The following is a 22,099-nucleotide window of genomic DNA, read 5'->3' as shown; positions in this document are numbered from 1 at the left end:
TTATCCTAACAACTGGTTATATGTTAACAGTAGATAAAATACAATTCTTATAATGAAAAGTAATAACATATAAAGATTGATACTTACAGTATATTACAAAACGATTGATTAGGTAGGTAAGTATGTATCTATTTGATTATGAATATATTTTATGACGCTATCAAATTGTGAGTGCAGATCAAAGTTGTAGCCAGCAGGTAGAAGGCAAGCACAAACCGTCAATGCAATAGCAACAAAGCGCTCAGCCCGTTTATTTGACTTACTACGCAGTAGTGGCAGGCAAAAACGTAACGGCAGTGGCCATAGGAATGGCACTCCAGAAGGCGTTAGTATATCTGCAATTAAGTGGCTGATATAACCGAGTAAGAATGCTTGCAGTAAATCATTCGGGATAGCCCATTGTGATGGTAACCACTGGTAGCAGGCGATCATTAATAGTAGCCAAGCAATCAAGCTATGCGTGAATCCACGGTGTCCGCATAATTTAGAAATCGGTATTGATAAAATCCTTAATAGCCGCCCTGGAATAGAAGAAGGGTGATCGATATCTGGCAATAAGGCACCCAACAGAACGCCTGGCACCATATGTAGCCAGTCACCTTGAGCAAGCTCAGTCGTGATTTCTAGCTTATGTGCCATTATTAATGAGGCGACAGAAAATAGCAGGTGCCCTTCAGCAGTCATGGTGGATAAATTACCATCTGTTTATCTATACAGTTAGGCGGGAAGTATAAAGTGTTTACAAGGAATATGATAGGTGAGTAGCGAAAAAAACGCTTATTTATTAGCGAATAACATCAGAGCTTTATACTTTTTCGTAATATCCCTATCAAAAAATGATAGGGATTAGATAAAAAAAGAAATGAATAAAAATTAACGCAAATGTTTTTCAGTTAATTCATTGAGTGAAGATAGCTTAACATCAGCGAGGCCCCAACGCGGGTCATTAAAATGTTGTTTATCGGGTACGACGATCGAGCGCATCCGTGCTGCTTTAGCGGCAATCATGCCATTAAAGGAATCTTCTAATGACACACAATGAATAGGCTTGGTGTCTAACAACGCTGCGGCATTCAGATAAACTTCTGGGTGTGGTTTGCTGTGAGGTAAATCAGCAGCAGAGACGACCGCAGAAAAATAATCGCGAATATCAAATAAGTTTAAGACTTTTTCCAGCATATAGAGTGGGGATGCTGAAGCGAGCGCGATATTGAGATCCATTGAACGGCACAGTTCAAGGGCATGATGCACACCAGGTAGGAGAGGACGTTGTTCCTCAACTAATCCAATGACACGGTCAATAATCATTTGCTCAACTTCTTTGAGGCTATGGCCTTGCCATGGAGAAGCGTGGTACCAAAGCTCTACAACATGGTCGATACGTAAACCGAGAGTATCAGGTAATTTATCGGCAATAGACAAGTCGATGCCTAACTGAGAAAACACCTCTCGCTCTCCCTGTGCCCAAAAAGGCTCAGAATCAATCAGCAAGCCATCCATATCAAAAATAACAGATTGGATGGTTAAATTATGGTACATGTCAAAACTCCATTCATGTATGTGTGACCTTGCCATGCTTCAATCCGTTGTATGCAGTGAAATGATGGATTGATTTCACTGGTCACTTGGTTAATGAGTGGCATACAACTTGAAATGCTTAGCCCTTTCGTGTGACGAGATATTGTAGCAAGTCATTACTTGATTATATATATCAGAACGGGGATCTTTGTTAATAGCCTTAATAAATAACAAGTTAAAAAATCTGAAAATAGTCGGAACACTATTATTCAGTGTTGTAAATTTGGTGGGTTTATGAAAATTCAGTTATGATTAGTTATAAAAAAAATTTTTTGAGGGTTAATAATGAATTACCAGACTGCAAGTTATGTCGCAATCGGCAAACGTATTCTCGGTTGGATTGTTTTTCTTGTAGCATTGCTTTCTACCTTAGCTTCACTCATCAAACTTGCAGCAATAAAAGGGCTGGAAGGTGAGGGAATTAACGCGGTCGCCAATGATTTTATTAAATTAATGGCTGAAATGACCCGTCAAAGTACACCATTTCTCAATCTGTTTTGGCATAACTCTCCCATTCCCCGAGTCTCTGAAGGGTTTGTCGGGGCGAATATCGGTTTTATAATCATTTTTATTTTTATCTTTGTTGGTATAGCGCTAAGTGCGTCGGGCCTACGAATGTATCGACAAATTAAGTTTATTCGTGAAAGTATTGAAGACCATGTGATTTTAGAAAAGGCGAAAGGTAACGACGTTTCGAAAGAGGAATTGGAAGCCAAGGTTACGATCCCTCGTCATACCATTTTTACTCAGTTCTTTATTCTGTATTTTTGGCCGATCGTGTTAGGTGTCGCAATTTATTTCGCGTTAAAATTTTTGAATTGGTAATCAGTCAGGCCCAGTCAAACAAAACTGGGCCAAAACACGTCGTTACTTTTCACCAAGTAACTCATCGGTAATCGTTCGAGCATGCAAGTAGCTCTTTTCAAGCCCAAATATGTTTGACTGACAAAGTAAATAGTACAGTTGATAAAGGGGCTGCCTATCGAGAAAACCGTTTGGTAATGGCCAAACACTTTGATAGCCATCTATAATCTGGATTGGTAATTCTTGATACAGCGGTAACATTGCGATATCACATTCTCTATCCCCCCAATAACAAGCGGGATCATATAAAATACCGTTTTGCTCCAAGGTAATAGCGCAATTGGCGGGCCATAAATCACCGTGTAACAATGAGGGTTGAGGCTGATGTCCTGCAAGGCGTTTTTTGACAATATCAACGATTTGTTGAATATCACCAAATACCATACCTTTTTCTGCTGCAAGTTGTAATTGTAGGCCAATGCGTTTTTCAGCAAAAAACGAGTTCCAACGCTTTTCCCATCCGTTTGGCTGAGTGATGGTCCCTAACATGGTGTCAAAGTCAAAACCATAACTAGGCTGCTCTTCCCATTGGTGAAGTTGTGCTAATTGTTGACCAAAGCGCCATGCATTGGTTGCATCAAATTTTTTCAACGGAAAATATTCGAGTAGCAGGAAGCTATGGTGTTTATTACTCCCGACGCCGTAGACTTTTGGCACGGTGATAGTATTGCTTTTGGCAAGCATCTCAAGCTGCTCAGCTTCTTGTTTAAACAAAGGCAAAAATTCACGCAGGTTCTGTTTGACGAAAATGGTATGTTCACCATAATCGATTTTCATCGTGTGATGAATGTCTCCTCCAGACAGGATCTCTTTGTTATGAAGTTCTGCTTCACCCAAGTGTTCGCTTAATAAACGATACATTGCTTGCCACATGACACACCTCGCTTTGCTTTGGTCTTCATTAACACAATTCTATAGCGACAGTTTAGGAATTAACAGCAATAATTATTTAAAAAGAAGAGCCTATCACGAAATTACCCAGTGATAACATTTGATGGAATATGGCTTTTTTGAAAATGTGTTGTAATTAAATAATCATTATGACGTTGATAAATCATCGTAATTAAATATTGAAATATGACAATAAATAGAGTGAATTAAATTTGAGTCGTAATAATGACATATTTTTAATTCTATTTGCCTATTAATAAAAATAATGGCTTATTGTTATTAATATTATTTGCTATATTTTTCTGTGTATATAATTAAATAAAGTTTAATCAAAATTAGATTGTAATTATTTGATGTTCATTATTTGTAATATTTTAAATTTAAAAGAGTAATGAAAATGAAAGAAAAAATTGAAAATTACACTGGCCCGGCTGCGGGCTGGGGCGCGGTAAAAGCCGTCGCGGAAGCCATTAGAGGCCAAATGGATATTGGTCATGATGTGATAGCAATGTTTGAAATGAATAAACCTCAAGGATTTGATTGTCCAGGTTGTGCATGGCCTGATCCAAAACATTATGCCTCATTTGATATCTGTGAAAATGGCGCAAAAGCCATGTCATGGGAAGCAACATCAAAAAGAACCACACCTGAATTTTTCGCTAAATATTCTGTTTCCGAATTATTAAAATGGGATGATTACGATTTAGAAAACGAAGGTCGATTAACGCTTCCAATGAAATATAATGCACAAACTGACCATTATGAGCCGATTGAATGGGAAGACGCGTTTGCACAAATAGGTCAGCTTTTATCAAGTTATCCTGATCCAAACAGTGTAGAGTTTTATACTTCAGGTCGTACGTCAAATGAAGCCGCGTTTCTCTATCAACTGTTTGCGAGAGAATACGGTACTAATAATTTTCCCGATTGCTCCAATATGTGCCACGAACCAACGAGTGTTGGGCTTGCTGCATCGATAGGTGTTGGTAAAGGTACGGTATTGCTGGAGGATTTTGATAAGGCCGACTTAGTCATTTGTATTGGTCATAATCCGGGAACGAATCACCCAAGAATGTTAAGTTCATTGCGTGAGGTGTCAAAACGAGGCGCTAAAATCATTGCCATTAATCCGTTGAAAGAGCGTGGATTGGAGCGTTTTGAGTACCCTCAAGACCCGATTGAAATGTTAACGTTTGAATCAACGCGGTTAGCTGAGCACTATTATAAAGTACGCATTGGTGGTGATACCGCTTTGATAAAAGGCGTGATGCGTTGTGTGATTGAGCAGCATGAAGCTGCGATTGCACAAGGAAAAGCACCTATTTTGGATAACGAATTTATTCAAACTCATACCGTTGGTTTTGAGGCCGTTAAGCATGATGTCATGACAACAGGCTGGGAAGATATTTTACGTGTTAGTGGTCTCTCAAAAGAAGACATTGAACAAATAGCACAGTTATATATTGAGGCGGACAGAACGATCATTTGCTATGGCATGGGGATCACTCAGCATCAACATGGTACGCAAAATATTCAACAATTGGTCAATTTACTCTTGCTAAAAGGCAATATTGGTCGTGAAGGGGCGGGTATCTGTCCTTTACGTGGGCACTCCAATGTTCAGGGTGACCGTACTGTCGGGATCACCGAAAAACCAAGCCAATCTTTCTTGGATAAACTTGAGCAGCGCTTTGGATTTAAACCACCAGCTCAGTTTGGTCATGCCGCAGTTGCAAGCATGCAGGCAATCGCGGAGGGAACAGCTCGCGCACTGATCTGCATGGGAGGAAATCTAGCAGTAGCAATGCCTGATCAAGATGCTTGTTTTAATGGCATGAAAAAATTAGATTTGGCGGTACATGCAGCGACAAAACTGAATCGCTCACATCTATTAACGGCAAAAAATACCTTTTTGTTCCCTGTATTAGGGCGTACTGAACGTGACATGCAAAAAACAGGGCCACAAAGTATTACAGTAGAAGATTCCATGTCGATGGTACATGCTTCTCACGGTAAGTTAAAACCAGCTAGCCCACATTTAAAATCAGAATGTGCCATTGTTGCTGGTATGGCAAAAGCCACATTGCCAAATACTAAAGTGGAATGGGATGATTTTATTGATGATTACGATAAAATCCGCGACGCAATGGAAGCTGTTTTACCTGGTTTTGACGATTATAACGCGCGTATTCGTGTGCCTGGCGGTTTTCACCTCACTAACGCGGCGTCAGAACGACGCTGGCTAACGAAGTCTGGTAAAGCAAATTTCATGACCACAGAAGGGGTGATTGAAGATCCTAAATCAGCCGTGAACAGCGAGTTAATCTTAGCGACAGTTCGCAGCCATGATCAATATAACACCACGATTTATGGATTAAATGACCGTTATCGAGGCGTGTTTGGTCAACGTGACGTGATGTTTATCAGTGAAGCGCAAGCGAAAAAACAAAACTTGGCAGCTGGTGATAGGGTCAACATTATCGCACTTGATAGTGATCAAAAACGCACTCATCGCCGTTTAGATAACTTGAAAGTCGTGATTTATGATATGGCAGACCGTTGTGTTGCGACCTATTTTCCTGAAGCGAATAACTTAATCGCTTTGGATAATTTTGATCCACAAAGCGGTATTCCTGCTTATAAAAATATTCCAATCGTATTGGAAAAAGTTGATGTAGCTTCTTAAGTACTCATGATTACTCTGCATAGTCAAAGGCCGCTTCTTATAGGAAGCGGCCTTTATTTTTTAATAACAAAAGAATTTTTAGGCTGATTGTAACTTTTCTTGCGGCATTTTAGCTCTTTTGCGTGTTAATACCATTTTGCTGTAGAGCAGAGCAATAATGAAATAAACCGCTTGGGTAATCACGATACAAGGGCCGGTTGCCCCATCAATGTGGAAGCTAATAATAGTACCAATCACGCTGGAAGTGACGGAGGCGATGACGGCAACCACCAACATCCATCCAAAACTTCGACATAGCACGAATGCGATGATCCCCGGTGAAATCAACATGGCAATAACCAAAATGATCCCGACGGCTTGTAGCGAGGCGACAATAGTTAAAGCAAGTAAGGACAGTAAACCATAATGGATGAGTTTAACGGGGAGTCCAATGACCCTTGCCTGATTAGGGTCAAAACAGTACAACATAAAATCTTTACGTTTTAGTAAGATTATGGCGATCGTGATACCTGCGAACCATAAGTTCTGTTTAAACTCGGCATCAGTAATTCCCAAAATATCACCGAATAAAATATGGGTAAGGTGTTGTTCTGTATCGATTTTAGCAAACATCACTAAACCGACGGCAAACATGCCGGAAAACACAATTCCCATCACGGTATCTTCTTTTATTCGACTGTTCTCTTTTAAATAACCCGTCGCGAATGCGCAAAATAGCCCTGAAATAAAGGCGCCTATAGCAAGAGGAATACCTGCCACAGAAGCGATGACGATACCTGGTAATACGGCATGAGAGATAGCATCCCCCATCAATGACCAGCCTTTTAGGACTAAAAAGCAAGATAAAATGGCGCATACAGCACCTGTCACAATGGCGGTGATGATCGCTTTTTGCATAAAAGGGAAGAGAAACGGTGCCGTTAGTAAGTCAATAAAATCACTCATTAGAGGCTCCTTGTTGCTTTATTTTATGCAAATTCTCCACTTCTTGTTTTGCTTTGCGTCGTGATGCAAAAATACCGTGTTTGGGTGCAAAGAAGAAAGCCAACAAGAAAATAATTGTTTGTAAAGTAACAATTAATCCACCAGTTGCACCATTGAGGAAATAACTCGCATAAGCACCAATTGCACTGGTTGCTGTACCAATAGCCACCGCAATGATCAATAAACGTTTAAATTGGTCAGTCAGTAAGTAGGCGGTTGCCCCAGGTGTCACGACCATTGCAATAACCAAAATTGCCCCAACTGTTTGTAACGCAGCAACAGTACAGGCGCTCAGCAAGGTAAAGAAGATTATTTTTAAACGTAGTGGATTTAACCCAATTGAACGCGCGTGGCTTTCATCAAAAAATACTGCGAGTAGATCTTTCCAAAGCGCGAGTAATACAATGAAAGAGACGGCAATAATGATTTCAACTTGCAGCACATCGGCATCTGCAATACCTAAAATATTACCAAATATAATAGTCTGCACATTCACTGAAGTGGGGTTTAACGATACGATCAATAAGCCCGCAGCAAAGAAGGTGGAAAAGATAAAGCCAATTACGGCATCTTCACGCAAACGGGTGATATGCTTGATAAACGTCATCGCAAGAGCTGCCAAGATCCCAGTAAAAAAAGCACCAGCGGCGTAAGGCAACCCTAACGCATAAGCGCCTGCTACCCCAGGAACAACAGAATGGGAAAGGGCATCCCCCATTAATGACCAGCCTTTGAGCATCAAATAAGCGGACAGAAATGCACAGACGGCACCTACAATGGCACTTACCCAGATGGCTTTAACCATATAGTTGTACTCGAAAGGCTGAAGTAACAACTCGATCATTCTGAATCCTTAGGTTGGTTCGTTCTAACGGGTGCATCGTGGTCGTGACCATAGAAGACAGCAGCCCTTTCATCATCGGTAATGACCGTGATAGAGCGGGGGTCATCATCATCATGAAGCTCTTGTCCGGAGAGATTGATATGACGCAGTACGCCACCAAAAGCAACTTGTAAATTCTTTTGGGTAAAGGTGGTTTCAGTTGGGCCACTGGCCAGTACTGTACGATTAATCAAAATCACTTGGTCACAAAATTCGGGTACGCTACCTAAGTTATGGGTTGATACTAAAATCAGGTGGCCTTCATCGCGTAAACTGCGTAGTAAATCAATGATGGCATTTTCAGTTTTAACATCAACCCCAGTAAAAGGCTCGTCGAGCAACAGAACTTTACCTTGTTGAGCAAGAGCACGAGCGAGAAAGACCCGTTTTTTTTGGCCTCCAGACAGCTCACCTATCTGGCGATGCTCAAGCCCTGCTAAGTCCACGCGCTCTAGCGCTTTTTTGACTGCTTCTTTATCTTCATTTTTGGGGATACGGAAAAAGCCCATTTTACCGTAACGTCCCATCATCACTACATCAGAAACGAGCACAGGGAAGTTCCAATCAACTTCCTCTGTTTGTGGAACATAGGCGATAATATTTTCTTTTAGCGCAGCTTTAATTGGCTCGCCATTTAAAGTGACGCTACCAGATGATGGGGTGACTAACCCCATGATCGTTTTAAACAAGGTTGATTTGCCACTACCGTTGACGCCAACGAGTGCGCAAATTGAGCCACCAGTAATATTAAAACTTGCATCATAAATAGCGGTATGACCGTTGTTATACGTTACAGTGGCATCATCAACAATCAATTTAGGGTGTTCAAAGCGGTTTGAGCTACTCATCATTACTGACCAAATCCTTTCGCTATGGTGTCTACTGTTGTATTTAGCAAATCAATATAGGTGGGTACAGGGCCATCAGCAGTTGATAATGAGTCCACATACAGTACCCCACCATATTTTGCCCCAGTTTCTTTGCTAACTTGGCGTGCGGGTTTATCTGAAATAGTACTTTCGCTAAAAACAACAGGGATATTATATTCGCGTACGGTATCGATAACTTTTTTAACTTGCTGTGGGGAGCCTTGCTCTTCAGCATTGATAGGCCATAGATACACTTCTTTTAAACCGTAGTCTTTTGTTAAATAACTAAATGCACCTTCACTGGATACTAACCAACGCTTATCTTCAGGGATACGGTTAAGACGTTCGCGAAGCGGTGTATCAAGTTGTGCGATTTTTTCAGCATACTTTTTAGCGTTTGCGTTATAGATTTCTGCATTTTCTGGATCATACTTTACCAAGGCTTTGCGAATATTTTCGATGTAAATTTTGGCATTGGCAGGAGACATCCAAGCATGAGGGTTTGGGTTTCCTTTATATTCACCTTCTCGAATTGGCATAGGTTCTATACCTTCAGTGACTACGACGGCAGGAACGTTTTGGAAATTCTCAAAGAAACGTTGAAACCACACTTCAAGGTTTAGACCATTCCATAAGATTAAGTCAGCATCATAAGCTTTCATAATATCTTTCGGGGTAGGTTGATAACCATGGATTTCTGCCCCAGGTTTAGTAATGGACTCTACGATTGCGGCATCACCCGCCACGTTTTGTGCGATATCTTGAATAATAGTAAAAGTTGTGACGACCTTAAACTTTTTAGCCAAAGCAGGTTGACTGACTAGTAGAATAGCGGATAAAGCAAAGAGAGCAGAAAGCAGTGGTTTAGAAAAGAGCGAAAATTTTTTGTTCATAGTTCAGACCCTGACATCATTGGCTTAGTGGATTTTTTAATTGTACTGTTATTAACAAAAAAGCATAACAGGATTAAAACTCAATTGATAATGATTATCAATATCAATTGGATAAAGTCAAGACAAAAAGTGTGTGATTCATCAATTATTGTGATTATATATTGGTATGAATAGAACATGTCTTAAAGTAAAAGTTAAGTAAAAATTGTTTTATTTTTCTTACGATTAGTTATTCTTCCGTCAGTTTTGTTAGCAGAGGATATCTCGGTGAAAAAAAATATCGGTGGCGCATTGGTATTTCTGTTACTGGCGGGATGCTCCAGTGAACCAGAAAAACAAGTATCAACACAACGGATGTTAAATAAAAGTAGCAATTTATCAACCGTACAGCAAAATATTTCATTCCCTCGCACGCCATTTGATGAATTTATTCGAGAATCAGCAAATCGGTATAATGTCGATGAAACGTTGATTAGAGCGATAATTGAGGTCGAATCCAACTTTAGACCTGAAGTGGTGAGTAAATCCAATGCTATTGGCCTAATGCAAATAAAAGCATCGACAGCGGGTCGGGATGCTTATCGTTATCAGGGTAAGTCGGGGGAACCGTCAAGTCATGAATTAAAAGACCCAAAAACCAATATTGATATCGGTACCACTTATATTCGTATACTTAAAGAGCAGCACCTAGCGGGGATTAATCATCCACAAACCATGTACTATGCGACTGTTGTTGCTTACGTTAATGGTGCAGGGGCGTTATTGCGAACATTTGATAATGATAAGGGCAGAGCTATTGCGATGATTAATAGTTTGACGCCTGAAGAGTTCTACCAGCACGTTCAATCTAAGCATCCAGCGCCTCAAGCTCCGCGCTATTTGTGGAAAGTAAAAAATGCCTATAATGCATTAGCCATAAACTATTGATGTGTTGCGATTAAATGTGGGAGTTGTGCGACTATTTCAACGATACCGTTGATCACGAACTGGACTCCCATACAAATTAATAAGAATCCCATAATACGAGAAATAGCATCAATCCCACCGTTACCTAACCATTTCATAATTGAAGTTGCGCCCCTTAGCGCTAACCACACGATTAGGCTGACAATAAAAAATGTCAAAACAGGAGCAACTTTTAAGATCCAAGGTGCAAATCCGACATCACCTTGCAAAGATGCCGTAGAACTAATGATGATAGCGATAGTTCCTGGTCCAGCAGTACTTGGCATGGCGAGGGGAACAAAGGCAATATTTGGAGATCGTTGACGTTTTTTAGAAATAGTCGAATCATCAGGCGCTAATGCACTAGTGTCATCGTTATTTTCACTGCTAGGGAATAGCATTCCAAATCCGATAAAGGCCACAATGAGCCCACCTGCAATTCTTAAACCGGGGATGGATATACCGAATGTATTCATGACTAACTGCCCAGCATAAAAGGCAATTGTCATGATTGCAAAAACATAGATGGCAGCCAAAAGTGATTGATGGTTTCGTTGTTCTTTGGTCATATTGCCAGACAAACTGAGCATTACAGCGATTGTTGTCAGAGGGTTGGCAAGTGGTAGTAATAAAACCAATCCAATACCGATGGCCTGAAACAGTTCCAAAATATCATTCATAATAGGCAAATTAAGCTCTTATAGATGTTAACAATTTTGAGTATGAATGAGCACTATAACAAAAATTATTATTGTATGCCCCGTAAAAGCACTCCGACTGCTGTTTGCTAGTGAAGTTAACGATAAAATATTGCCATGACGAGTCTCATAATGACATTTCTAAATTACAAAGAGGTGTATTCAAATAATATGAAATAAGAGCAGTTGTTCACATTAACTGTGGATAACATTAGCATTCCATTGTGAATAACTTATCTTATTTCTTATATAACAGTTAGATAGGCTTGTGTTTTAAAAGTGTTCAATTTTTAGGGTAAAAAAAACCCTTTTTATGGGGGACATAAAAAGGGAAAGGGCATCTATTAGTAGGTTGTCAAAATTTCGATATGCTTTAAGTTATACGCTTAATTATGTTAGTTAACTATTGGTTATGTAAATTCATTAAAAGAATAAACATTTATTGTTTATTATTATCGAAATACCCATCCGTATATTATTTAACTAATTGAATATATATAAAAAACATATTTTTTCTGGCAATTTAATATAGAGGTTATATGCTTACGGGGATTAATCATTTGACTCTGGCAGTCACAGATATTAAGAGCAGCCTGTTCTTCTATCATTCAATATTAGGAATGAAGCTTCATGCAAGATGGAAAAATGGTGCTTACCTCACATGCGGGGAGTTATGGGTATGTCTTTCAGTCGATCCCACCCGAAAGGCCCAACGACCAGAGAAGACAGACTATACGCATTATGCTTTCACCGTATCATCAAAAGACTTTTCTACGGTAGTTGAAAAGCTACAACGTGCAGATGTTACCGTTTGGAAAGATAATCGTAGCGAAGGGGATTCGTTTTACTTTTTGGATCCGGATGGCCATAAGCTAGAAATTCATGTTGGTTCATTAATAGGGCGTTTAGCACATTGCCAAAAAGCACCTTATGAGAATATGGTGTTTTACGATTAGTGTCCTTGTTAACTGGCCTTTACAAAATAACTATTTTTGATGCTAATAACAAAATAAGGTATTAAGGAAAAATACAATGTCTATCAAAGAAATGACATCTATAGAAGGCATAGAACAGCAGTTAGAGTCTCTATTAATCGATAGTGTTAATAGTGGAGCATCAATCGGATTTATTGCACCATTAATGCCGAAGGACGCCCGACAGTATTGGCAAAAGGTCGATAATGATTTACGTAAAGGTGAGCGCCTATTAGTGGTGAAATATATTGATCAACAGTTAGTTGGCGCCATTCAACTCTCTTTATGTTTAAAAGCAAATGGACGTCATCGAGCAGAAGTTGAAAAACTCATGGTACATACTGCTTTTCGGGGGCATGGTATGGCGAAACAGTTGTTGATGAATATTGAGCAGTTAGCGCTTAATCATAAACGGACATTATTGGTACTGGATACCCGAACGGGGGATACCGCGTCTCATTTGTATTGTAAACAAGGCTATATTAAAGCGGGAGAAATCCCTCATTTTGTGACAAATGCACAGCATGAATTTGAAAGTACAACACTCTTCTATAAATTATTGGACAATAACGTATCATCTTAATTTGTCTGCTTTTATTAGTAAAATACGCTAGCTAAAGTTTTCTTTACAAACAATTTTTTATTATAAAAATTGCTTTACGCCTTATGCAGTATCCTAGAGACAGTGAAACAGGACAGTTTGGGGTTGTAAATGAAAAATGTAATGACGGCTCTAACAGCCTTAGTGATGCTGATTGGTATCTCAATGGCTGCACTATTTATTGTTTTCCCACAACAATGGAAACAAAATATTTATCCTAGTGTTGCAAACCTTTTGCCGGAATCCATTAGCTCATTAATACCAAGTCGGGATGTCAATAATAATGTATGCGATAGTTTAGAAAGTAACCTACAAACGTTCGCAGACTATTTAAAGACCAATGAAGATATCGTCAGTATCAAAGGGATGAATGGGCTAGATGATCAACTCAATGGAATTCGCTCGCGTATTGATAGTATGCCAATGCAAGTGCGTAAATTAGTCTGTCAGCAAGAATATGCTCGTCTTGAAGGATTAAAAAGTGTTTTCTTTTTAGGACATAATCAGCGTTGATGGTACAAACGCACAGCCGCTTTATCCCCCCAAGATCAAAAAATATGATTGGCGACTTAAAACAAGCTAATTGATTTATGTTAGTCTACGTATGCTAGGTTGATTCAGGAAGATTGTCATGAGCATATTTAGATTGCCCTTCTTAAATTGGTTAATTTTAAACACAATTGCCTTCTATGCGCTCTACGCAAAAAATATATTGGCGTGGAGTTTTTCTGGTTGGACGGGGGTTCTAGGTATCTTAGTTGCTTTAGAAAGTTTTGGATGGATAGCCGCCAGTTTATATTATTTTTATCGTTTCAAAACGTCTCCTAATCCTATCAGCCCTGCGACAGCTTTAATTACCGAAGGCCCATTTAGATTTTCTCGCAACCCTCTCTATCTCGCTTTTACTTCAATGTGCGTTAGCTTAGCGCTATTCACTCAATCCCCCTATTTTTTGGTGTCTGGCCTAGTGTTTTGGTTAATCACCGATTTGTATACCATCCCGCAAGAAGAAAAATGTTTAGCGGAACACTTTAAAGCAGAGTGGCAACGTTATCGCCAACAGACTCGGCGCTGGTTGTAACCATACACAATAGAATCGTGACTAAAATAGCGACTAAATATTATTTCTCTTTATGACAGCTAGAGAAATATATCGCGATTGACCACATAGTTTGATTTATAGATAGGTAGAAAAAGCAATGACCAGTTATATCTGTTTGTGAATTAATGGGGTTAAGCTAAGCATGCGCACGTAGAGATAAAAAAGTTGAAATCAAACCGCTTTACACTGCGAGTTACTCAGTATTCAGCGGGATAAAAGTTGCTGCATTGAGTAAAGGTTCTGTGGTTATTTTTTATTAATAATTTGCTCAATAGATGCACACACTATGAATATTGAAACTTTCTTATCTTTATCGATGTTTTCTTTCGTAACCTCCATCACGCCTGGACCCAATAATATTATGTTGCTTGCGTCAGGAATGAACTTTGGATTGAAACGGACTATGCCGCATGCTTTAGGGGTATCCCTTGGCTTTTTTGTGATGTTGGTTGCTGTTGGCCTAGGTGTAGGGGCCTTAATTCAATCTTCAGAAGTGGTTTACAATATTCTGAAATATATAGGCATTATTTATTTATTGTGGCTGGCATGGAAAACGACGATTAGCCGTTCAGTTGGCTCACCGAAAGACGGTAATGAAAAGCCATTAACTCTATTAGAAGCCGCACTCTTTCAATGGGTTAACCCTAAAGCCTGGATGATGGCCGTGTCAGGGATGGCTTTGTATACAGAATCTATGAATCCTTATAGCTCCATGTTGATAGTCGCCATTATTTTTAGTTTGATTAATTTTCCGTGTGTGACGATTTGGGCAATGTTTGGTAGTGAATTAAGAGAGCGATTGAAAAATCCACAGGTATTGAAAAAATTTAACCTAGTGATGGGGTTATTATTAGCAGCCAGTGCAATATCTGTTCTTTTTCAATAATCAAATCATACGAGTACTATTGTCCATGATGGGATGGTTAAATAGTACTCATATTTAAACTATGTTGTTTTGTCGGTAGCTTTATTGATATTAACGCGAGTGGCTTGAATCTCGATATGTTCTTTTTTATCGCTGATATTTTGCTTGATGTTTTGAGAATGAATACCCAAACGTTCATCGATTTGCTTGGTTGCTTGGTTGCTTGATCTTTAATCGCTTTTTGTGTGTCACAACGGCCGGAGATTCCAATTTTTTGATCCAACATTTTATTCCTAGCGGCTTTTTTAAATGGCAATCAGCTAAAGAGGCTGTTGATACAAAAAAAGTCAGTAACAGTATAATTTTTTTCATAAAAACACCCCATAAAAAACCCGATGATAGAGATCTATCTCGCGGCGGCAAGAAATTAACGGTGACAAAGTATATTGCTGATTATTGATAGTTTTTAAGGATATCAATAACGCTAAGTCGATACTGAGATAATCTGTTGGTTAATCCATCATGATTTGAGTGTAGAGAGGCTCTTACATTAAAGAGCCTCTCTTCTTAATAAAGGGATAAAGAGAGTCATTATTGCGTTAATTGCTTAAATTAACATCAATAACTTGGTAGAAAGCATTATTGGTATCAGCAACATCCCATATTGCGAGAATAACATGGTAGCCTTCTCGGTCCGTCGGAATATAACATTTAAACTCTATATTTTCTTTTGTGGGTGGATTAATGCCACTCACACTGATTGGCTCAGGATCACAAATAGAGTTTTCTAAATCAAATGCTGCTCGAGTTAAAGCTTCTGATTGGTTCCAATCTGCTTTAGTGATGAAAAAACGCCATGAAGCCGATGTATGGCTCATTGTTAGATACCAAACGAAAGTATTCTCGCCGGTTTTCATATCAACTTTTGTCCAACGATCTGGGGTTTGTACATCCAACTCAGAATAGGTTGAAATATTTCCGCTTGCAATATGACCATCTGGAGGGCCAGCTTCTGGAAAACCTTTATAACCTTCAATACTTTGTGGGTCAGATGTGCCTCTAATACCACAATCAAAGTTGGTTGGTTCTTTGCCATTTCCATAGCCATTATAGCATTGGTAAGCACGGCTTTCAGGGCTTAACACGTAACCATGAGCACTCACTTGGGATGACGACAGGAGTAACATAACACCAATAGCACAGAACGATAGTATAGCGTTACATAAGCTTTTCATATTACACCTCACTTATGCTCCTTATAAGTCAAGTTGTGCAGATAATAAGATTGGCAACGACGCTATCTGAGTTAATTCACTATTAACGATTATCAGATCTGATTATGTGTTGTCTAAGCACAACCTAATTTATTTGGAGTCAATGTCAGTTAGATAATTACTGTTTGCTGACTTGTCGCTGAGTATACGGCTAGGCTAGCGATGATGAATATCAGCAACTTTATATTTACGCTTTTCAATGGGGTGAGTTGCTGAATAATTTTGTGCAGTATTGATTAAATTTTCGGTCCTTTTTATACAGGCATATCTTTTTTAGCGGCTTTATATAATGGATTAATAATCTTATCTCTCTATCGCCTTAAAATATGTCTGTGTTATTATTGTCTTTGAGTTGCATTTAATGTGCATAGTATTTTTGTCATTTGTGTACAGACTGGTGTGCATACCTCGCATTGTGCAGCGAGAAATTAAAGGTAACGTATTGATTTATAAACTTTGGAATAATCAAGCAAGTGATCTTTCGTGTGGGTCACCACTGCTGATAAGGATTTATTAATGCCTGTTATTACTCTTCCTGATGGAAGTCAGCGTCAGTTCGACCATGCCGTTTCTGTCATGGATGTTGCGCGCGATATTGGCGCAGGTCTAGCAAAAGCGTGTATCGCGGGTCGTGTAAACGGTGAGCTAGTTGATGCTTGTGAAATCATCGAAAATGATGCCAATCTATCCATCATCACAAGTAAAGATGACGATGGCCTTGAAATTATTCGTCACTCTTGTGCTCACTTGTTAGGTCATGCCATTAAGCAACTTTGGCCAAATACCAAAATGGCTATCGGTCCAGTGATTGATAACGGTTTTTACTATGATATTGATCTGGACTATGCGCTGACGCAGGAAGATTTGGAGAAGCTTGAAAAGCGCATGCTGGAGCTTGCCAAAACAGATTATGACGTAATTAAAAAACGTGTTTCTTGGGCTGAAGCTCGTGAAACATTTGTTGCGCGTGGTGAAGATTATAAAGTGGAAATTCTTGATCAAAATATTAGTCAAGATGATCGTCCTGGGTTATATCACCACCAAGAATATATTGATATGTGTCGCGGTCCACACGTGCCAAACATGCGTTTTTGTCACCACTTTAAATTACAAAAAGTGGCAGGCGCATATTGGCGTGGTAATAGCGATAATAAAATGTTGCAACGCATTTACGGCACCGCATGGGCAGATAAAAAACAATTGAATGCCTATTTGCTTCGTCTTGAAGAAGCCGCTAAGCGTGACCACCGTAAAATTGGTAAGCAATTAGATTTATACCATATGCAGGAAGAAGCGCCTGGTATGGCATTCTGGCACAATGACGGTTGGACTATCTTCCGTGAATTGGAAACCTTTGTACGTACTAAATTAAAAGCTTATAACTATCAAGAAGTGAAAGGTCCATTCATGATGGATCGCGTACTTTGGGAAAGAACAGGTCACTGGGAAAACTATAAAGACGCGATGTTTACAACCTCTTCAGAGAACCGTGAATATTGTGTTAAACCAATGAACTGCCCAGGACATGTGCAAATTTTCAACCAAGGTTTGAAATCTTATCGTGATTTGCCGTTAAGAATGGCGGAATTCGGTAGCTGCCATCGTAACGAACCATCAGGTGCACTGCATGGATTAATGCGCGTACGTGGTTTCACACAAGACGATGCGCATATTTTCTGTACCGAAGAGCAAATTTTAGGTGAAGTCACTAACTGCATTAAAATGATTTATGACGTTTATGCAACTTTTGGTTTCGAAAAAATAGTTGTTAAATTGTCTACACGCCCAGAGAAACGTATCGGTACTGACGATATGTGGGATACCGCAGAAGCGGATCTGGCTCAGGCATTAAAAGATCAAGGTATTGAATTTGAATACCAACCAGGGGAAGGGGCATTCTACGGTCCTAAGATTGAATTCACGCTGTATGACTGCTTAGACCGTGCTTGGCAATGCGGAACTGTCCAGTTGGACTTCTTCTTACCAGGGCGTCTCAATGCATCTTATGTCGGTGAAAACAACGAACGTATCGTTCCTGTGATGATTCACCGTGCGGTATTAGGTTCTCTTGAGCGTTTTATCGGTATTTTGACAGAAGAATATGCAGGTTTCTTCCCAACTTGGTTAGCGCCGCAACAAGTCGTTGTGATGAATATTACGGATGCTCAATCAAATTATGTTCAAGAATTAGTTAGCAAGCTACAAAGTGTTGGCATTCGTGCGAAAGCGGATTTACGTAATGAGAAAATCGGCTTTAAAATTCGCGAACACACCTTGCGTCGTGTTCCTTACATGCTAGTTTGTGGTGATAAAGAAGTTGAATCAGGTAAAGTCTCTGTTCGTACCCGTCGTGGTAAAGATTTAGGCAGCCTAGATGTTAATGAATTTACAAGCAAACTGCTGGAAGAAATTCGCAGTCGTCAGCTCAATCAGATGGAGGAATAAGGTATTAAAGGCGGAAAAAAACTCCCAACAGCACGTCCAAATCGTATTAACGAAGAAATCCGTGCAACTGAAATCCGTGTCACCGGTTTAGACGGTGAGCAACTCGGTGTAATGAGTGTTCGTGAAGCACTCGCTAAAGCGGAAGAGGCTGGTGTTGACCTAGTTGAAATTAGCCCTAATGCTGAGCCACCTGTTTGCCGAATCATGGATTACGGTAAGTATCTTTATGAGAAGAGTAAATCTCAAAAAGAGCAGAAGAAAAAACAAAAAGTTGTTCAAGTGAAGGAAATTAAATTCCGTCCAGGAACAGATGAAGGTGATTACCAAGTTAAATTGCGTAGCCTCATTCGCTTTTTGGAAGATGGTGACAAGGCCAAAGTGACATTGCGTTTCCGCGGTCGTGAAATGGCTCACCAACAGATTGGTATGGAAGTGCTTAACCGCATTAAAGCTGATCTGGATGAACTGGCGTCAGTGGAATCATTTCCTTCAAGAATTGAAGGTCGCCAGATGATCATGGTATTAGCACCAAAGAAAAAATAATTAAGTCATAATGACCAGCACCCACAGTAAAAGTGGGTGCTATACTGCCTTATTGTCATTAGCAAGGTTATTGAGTATACCGGCGTTAATAGCCTTTTTGCCTATACGCTAGTGGTATATTGAATGACGCGATGCCACGGCAGACCAAATAACCTAAAACGTGTTTATTTGTTTATATTTCGTTCTGTTAGGCCCTATTGGTAATAACAAAAGGCAACGATTAATGCGAAAAAATTGATTATCTACTTGAGTAATCGGGCAATAAGCATTAAAATCCGCGGTCGAATCGCCATATCGGTCCGTAGAGATTGGAACCCATATAGGCAAATGAATATGACATTTTAGTAATCAACATGTTGAATATGTTACCTTTAATGATTATTGAAATGTATGCTTTAGAGAAGATTAGCAATTCTCTTTATCCAGTTGGAGGAATAAAGTATTAAAGGCGGAAAAAGAATCCCAACAGCACGTCCAAATCGTATTAACGACGAAATTCGTGTGACTGAAGTCCGTTTAACCGGTTTAGACGGCGAACAGCTTGGCATTATGAGCTTGCGCGATGCGCTAGAAAAAGCAGAAGAAGCAGGGGTAGACCTTGTTGAAATCAGCCCAAATGCCGAACCGCCAGTTTGTCGTATCATGGATTACGGCAAATTCCTTTATGAGAAGAGCAAATCTCAAAAAGAACAGAAGAAGAAGCAAAAAGTTGTTCAGGTGAAGGAAATTAAATTCCGCCCTGGTACAGATGAAGGTGATTATCAGGTCAAACTACGCAACCTGATTCGCTTTCTCGAAGATGGTGACAAAGCCAAAGTTACACTACGTTTTCGTGGTCGTGAAATGGCTCACCAACAAATCGGCATGGAAGTACTTAACCGTATTAAGGCTGATTTAGATGAGCTGGCGTCAGTGGAGTCATTCCCTTCAAAAATTGAAGGACGTCAGATGATCATGGTGCTGGCACCGAAGAAGAAATAATTAGGCCATCAAGTAGTAACTGTGCAGTAATGCACGATTATTCGCCTAATTAATTCGTAGTTTATCACAATGCGAAGTTGGAAATTAAAGAAATGCCAAAGATTAAAACTGTACGTGGCGCAGCAAAGCGCTTTAAAAAAACTGCAGGCGGTGGCTTTAAGCGCAAGCATGCAAACCTTCGTCACATTCTGACTAAAAAGTCTACTAAGCGTAAACGCCATTTACGTCCGAAAGGAATGGTATCTAAGGGCGATCTGGGTCTGGTAGTTGCCTGCCTGCCTTACGCATAAGTAAACATTGGTTAATAAGATTAAAGACGATAGGAGATAGCTATGGCTCGCGCAAAACGTGGTGTAATCGCCCGTGCACGTCACAAAAAAATTCTGAAGCAGGCGAAAGGTTACTATGGTGCACGTTCTCGTGTTTACCGCGTAGCATTTCAAGCGGTAATCAAAGCTGGTCAATACGCTTACCGTGACCGCCGTCAACGTAAACGTCAGTTCCGTCAACTGTGGATCGCGCGTATCAACGCTGCGGCTCGTCAGAACGGTCTGTCTTACAGCCGTTTCATCAATGGCTTGAAAAAAGCATCTATTGAAATCGACCGTAAGATCCTAGCAGACATCGCCGTATTCGATAAAGCAGCATTTACTGCTTTAGTTGAAAAAGCGAAAGGCGCTTTAGCTTAATGTTTGCTTGAAAAGAGGAAGGTAACTTCCTCTTTTCATTTATGTTGTTTTATGTTACTACATTAATAGTACACATTATTTACCGAGTTAATTATATGCTAATCGTCGCTTTTCGTTTCTTCTTTTACTTTAGCACCTGAATGTCGGGGGCTTTCGCGCGTAAGAAAAGAAACTAAAAGTTACGCTAAAGCCTCCGCTAGGAGGCTTTTTTGTTTTTGATTGAAGAAAAATGCAGTAAAATCAGTTAAGTGCTTATCCATTTAACGAATGGCAAGTGATAACTTAATAAATCGGTGAATAACTAGCAAAACGACCAGAAGGTCATAAAGGGGAAACAATGCCACATCTCGCTGAGTTGGTTGCACAGGCAAAAGCAGCCATTGAACAGGCCCAAGATGTTGCTACGTTAGAGTCAGTTCGTGTTGAATATTTAGGCAAAAGTGGCCACTTCACACTACAGATGAAAACGTTGCGTGATCTGCCAGCTGATGAACGTCCAGCAGCAGGGGCTGTGATTAATGAAGCCAAAGTACAGGTACAAGATGCATTAAATGCGCGTAAAGAAGCCATGCAGGCTGATATATTGAATGCACGCTTGGCATCGGAGAAGATCGATGTCTCATTACCTGGCCGTCGTATGGAAAATGGTGGATTACATCCAGTTACCCGTACCATTCAGCGAATTGAAGAATTTTTTGGTGAGTTAGGCTTTAGTGTGGAAACGGGGCCAGAAATTGAAGATGATTACCACAATTTCGATGCCTTGAATATTCCTGCTCATCACCCAGCACGAGCAGACCATGATACTTTCTGGTTTGATGCTAAACGCTTATTGCGTACCCAGACTTCGGGTGTACAAATTCGTACTATGAACGGTCAGCAACCGCCAATTCGTATCATTGCCCCAGGCCGTGTCTATCGAAACGACTATGACCAAACGCATACCCCAATGTTCCACCAAACAGAGGGGCTGATTGTGGATAAAGATATCAGCTTTACTAACCTTAAAGGCACATTGCACGATTTCTTGAATAACTTCTTTGAAGAAGAAGTCCAGGTTCGTTTCCGTCCGTCCTATTTCCCATTCACAGAGCCTTCTGCTGAAGTGGATGTTATGGGGAAAAATGGCAAATGGTTAGAGGTGTTGGGCTGCGGTATGGTTCATCCAAACGTTCTGCGTAATGTGGGGATTGACCCTGAAGTCTACTCTGGCTTTGCATTCGGAATGGGAATGGAGCGCCTTACAATGCTGCGTTATGGTGTTTCTGATCTACGCGCATTCTTCGAAAATGACCTTCGTTTCCTCAAACAGTTTAAATAAGGCGGGACTTTCT

General features: G+C 40.0%; 24 protein-coding genes and 1 other annotated feature. Of the genes, 14 read left to right on the top strand and 10 right to left on the bottom strand.

What is annotated here, in order from left to right; all coding sequences use genetic code 11:
* Nucleotides 1–108: 108 nt before the first annotated feature.
* Nucleotides 109–684, bottom strand: a complete 576-nt coding sequence (locus tag M1F03_RS11470; protein ID WP_154621829.1) for a metal-dependent hydrolase — start codon at nucleotides 682–684, stop codon at nucleotides 109–111.
* Between the two features lie 189 nt (nucleotides 685–873).
* A complete protein-coding gene (gene hxpB / locus M1F03_RS11465; RefSeq protein ID WP_154621830.1) occupies nucleotides 874–1,539 on the bottom strand; it encodes a hexitol phosphatase HxpB in 666 nt (221 codons plus the stop codon).
* A 324-nt stretch (nucleotides 1,540–1,863) separates the two neighbouring features.
* On the opposite strand from hxpB, the gene M1F03_RS11460 reads away from it, so the two are divergent.
* Complete coding sequence (locus M1F03_RS11460) at nucleotides 1,864–2,403, top strand: YniB family protein (RefSeq protein WP_154621831.1); 540 nt, start codon at nucleotides 1,864–1,866, stop codon at nucleotides 2,401–2,403.
* Nucleotides 2,404–2,445: 42 nt separating this feature from the next.
* On the opposite strand, the gene M1F03_RS11455 is transcribed toward M1F03_RS11460, so the two are convergent.
* Nucleotides 2,446–3,315 carry a fructosamine kinase family protein gene (locus M1F03_RS11455; protein WP_251464353.1) on the bottom strand — a complete coding sequence of 290 codons (870 nt, stop codon included), beginning with the start codon at nucleotides 3,313–3,315 and terminating at the stop codon, nucleotides 2,446–2,448.
* Nucleotides 3,316–3,730: 415 nt separating this feature from the next.
* Between M1F03_RS11455 and M1F03_RS11450 the strand changes: the two genes are divergently transcribed.
* A complete protein-coding gene (locus tag M1F03_RS11450; RefSeq protein WP_251464351.1) occupies nucleotides 3,731–6,019 on the top strand; it encodes an FdhF/YdeP family oxidoreductase in 2,289 nt (762 codons plus the stop codon).
* 78 nt (nucleotides 6,020–6,097) lie between these two features.
* Here the strand turns inward: M1F03_RS11450 and M1F03_RS11445 are convergent, their stop codons facing one another.
* From M1F03_RS11445 to M1F03_RS11430, 4 genes are read right to left on the bottom strand one after another with little or no spacing between them, the layout of a single operon-like run.
* Nucleotides 6,098–6,964 carry a metal ABC transporter permease gene (locus M1F03_RS11445; RefSeq protein WP_154622294.1) on the bottom strand — a complete coding sequence of 289 codons (867 nt, stop codon included), beginning with the start codon at nucleotides 6,962–6,964 and terminating at the stop codon, nucleotides 6,098–6,100.
* The gene (locus M1F03_RS11440; RefSeq protein WP_154622293.1) at nucleotides 6,957–7,847 is read right to left on the bottom strand and encodes a metal ABC transporter permease; all 891 of its coding nucleotides are present in this window, start codon (nucleotides 7,845–7,847) and stop codon (nucleotides 6,957–6,959) included. The genes M1F03_RS11445 and M1F03_RS11440 overlap by 8 nt, the downstream gene beginning before the upstream one ends.
* Nucleotides 7,844–8,734 (bottom strand): manganese/iron ABC transporter ATP-binding protein, encoded by an 891-nt coding sequence (locus tag M1F03_RS11435; protein WP_154622295.1) that lies wholly within the window; start codon nucleotides 8,732–8,734, stop codon nucleotides 7,844–7,846. The genes M1F03_RS11440 and M1F03_RS11435 overlap by 4 nt, the downstream gene beginning before the upstream one ends.
* Nucleotides 8,735–8,736: 2 nt before the next feature.
* The gene (locus M1F03_RS11430; RefSeq protein ID WP_251464349.1) at nucleotides 8,737–9,648 is read right to left on the bottom strand and encodes a metal ABC transporter substrate-binding protein; all 912 of its coding nucleotides are present in this window, start codon (nucleotides 9,646–9,648) and stop codon (nucleotides 8,737–8,739) included.
* A gap of 267 nt (nucleotides 9,649–9,915) precedes the next feature.
* On the opposite strand from M1F03_RS11430, the gene M1F03_RS11425 reads away from it, so the two are divergent.
* Nucleotides 9,916–10,575, top strand: a complete 660-nt coding sequence (locus M1F03_RS11425) for a transglycosylase SLT domain-containing protein (RefSeq protein WP_163862070.1) — start codon at nucleotides 9,916–9,918, stop codon at nucleotides 10,573–10,575.
* Here the strand turns inward: M1F03_RS11425 and M1F03_RS11420 are convergent.
* Nucleotides 10,569–11,273, bottom strand: a complete 705-nt coding sequence (locus M1F03_RS11420) for a MarC family NAAT transporter (protein ID WP_154622290.1) — start codon at nucleotides 11,271–11,273, stop codon at nucleotides 10,569–10,571. The two genes, M1F03_RS11425 and M1F03_RS11420, sit on opposite strands and share 7 nt — an antisense overlap.
* A gap of 557 nt (nucleotides 11,274–11,830) precedes the next feature.
* Between M1F03_RS11420 and fos the strand changes: the two genes are divergently transcribed.
* The 5 genes from fos to M1F03_RS11395 all read left to right on the top strand — a co-directional run bounded on the left by fos (nucleotide 11,831) and on the right by M1F03_RS11395 (nucleotide 14,854).
* Nucleotides 11,831–12,247: a fosfomycin resistance glutathione transferase gene (gene fos, locus M1F03_RS11415; protein ID WP_251464348.1), complete on the top strand. Its 417-nt coding sequence runs from the start codon at nucleotides 11,831–11,833 to the stop codon at nucleotides 12,245–12,247.
* Nucleotides 12,248–12,323: 76 nt separating this feature from the next.
* A complete protein-coding gene (locus M1F03_RS11410) occupies nucleotides 12,324–12,848 on the top strand; it encodes a GNAT family N-acetyltransferase (protein ID WP_196713010.1) in 525 nt (174 codons plus the stop codon).
* 129 nt (nucleotides 12,849–12,977) lie between these two features.
* Nucleotides 12,978–13,379, top strand: coding sequence for a hypothetical protein (locus tag M1F03_RS11405; protein WP_154623094.1), 402 nt, complete (start codon nucleotides 12,978–12,980; stop codon nucleotides 13,377–13,379).
* 118 nt (nucleotides 13,380–13,497) lie between these two features.
* A complete protein-coding gene (locus tag M1F03_RS11400; protein ID WP_154623092.1) occupies nucleotides 13,498–13,947 on the top strand; it encodes a methyltransferase family protein in 450 nt (149 codons plus the stop codon).
* A gap of 307 nt (nucleotides 13,948–14,254) precedes the next feature.
* Nucleotides 14,255–14,854 carry a LysE family translocator gene (locus M1F03_RS11395; RefSeq protein WP_154623091.1) on the top strand — a complete coding sequence of 200 codons (600 nt, stop codon included), beginning with the start codon at nucleotides 14,255–14,257 and terminating at the stop codon, nucleotides 14,852–14,854.
* 174 nt (nucleotides 14,855–15,028) lie between these two features.
* Here the strand turns inward: M1F03_RS11395 and M1F03_RS11390 are convergent, their stop codons facing one another.
* Entirely contained in the window at nucleotides 15,029–15,205 is a 177-nt protein-coding gene (locus tag M1F03_RS11390) for a hypothetical protein (RefSeq protein WP_251464347.1), read from the bottom strand.
* Nucleotides 15,206–15,432: 227 nt separating this feature from the next.
* Entirely contained in the window at nucleotides 15,433–16,068 is a 636-nt protein-coding gene (locus tag M1F03_RS11385) for a lytic polysaccharide monooxygenase (RefSeq protein WP_154623354.1), read from the bottom strand.
* 555 nt (nucleotides 16,069–16,623) lie between these two features.
* Here M1F03_RS11385 and thrS point away from each other — a divergent pair.
* The 6 genes from thrS (at nucleotide 16,624) to pheS (ending at nucleotide 22,086) form a co-directional block, all read left to right on the top strand.
* Complete coding sequence (gene thrS / locus M1F03_RS11380; protein ID WP_163862056.1) at nucleotides 16,624–18,552, top strand: threonine--tRNA ligase; 1,929 nt, start codon at nucleotides 16,624–16,626, stop codon at nucleotides 18,550–18,552.
* Between the two features lie 3 nt (nucleotides 18,553–18,555).
* The gene (gene infC, locus M1F03_RS11375; RefSeq protein WP_163863604.1) at nucleotides 18,556–19,095 is read left to right on the top strand and encodes a translation initiation factor IF-3; all 540 of its coding nucleotides are present in this window, start codon (nucleotides 18,556–18,558) and stop codon (nucleotides 19,093–19,095) included.
* A gap of 441 nt (nucleotides 19,096–19,536) precedes the next feature.
* A complete protein-coding gene (gene infC, locus M1F03_RS11370; RefSeq protein ID WP_163863602.1) occupies nucleotides 19,537–20,076 on the top strand; it encodes a translation initiation factor IF-3 in 540 nt (179 codons plus the stop codon).
* Between the two features lie 92 nt (nucleotides 20,077–20,168).
* Nucleotides 20,169–20,366, top strand: a complete 198-nt coding sequence (rpmI, locus tag M1F03_RS11365) for a 50S ribosomal protein L35 (RefSeq protein ID WP_004263702.1) — start codon at nucleotides 20,169–20,171, stop codon at nucleotides 20,364–20,366.
* Nucleotides 20,367–20,408: 42 nt separating this feature from the next.
* On the top strand, nucleotides 20,409–20,765 hold the full coding sequence (rplT, locus tag M1F03_RS11360) for a 50S ribosomal protein L20 (protein WP_004263714.1): 357 nt from the start codon (nucleotides 20,409–20,411) through the stop codon (nucleotides 20,763–20,765).
* 89 nt (nucleotides 20,766–20,854) lie between these two features.
* Nucleotides 20,855–20,979: a sequence feature (Phe leader region), on the top strand.
* Between the two features lie 123 nt (nucleotides 20,980–21,102).
* Entirely contained in the window at nucleotides 21,103–22,086 is a 984-nt protein-coding gene (gene pheS / locus M1F03_RS11355) for a phenylalanine--tRNA ligase subunit alpha (RefSeq protein WP_154623356.1), read from the top strand.
* Nucleotides 22,087–22,099: the final 13 nt, after the last annotated feature.

This window comes from Providencia sp. PROV080, from assembly GCF_033688105.1.
In the GTDB taxonomy this organism is placed as follows: domain Bacteria; phylum Pseudomonadota; class Gammaproteobacteria; order Enterobacterales; family Enterobacteriaceae; genus Providencia; species Providencia zhejiangensis.
The sequence above is the reverse complement of the archived record's forward strand: the minus strand, read 5'-3'. Positions and strand labels throughout refer to the sequence as shown.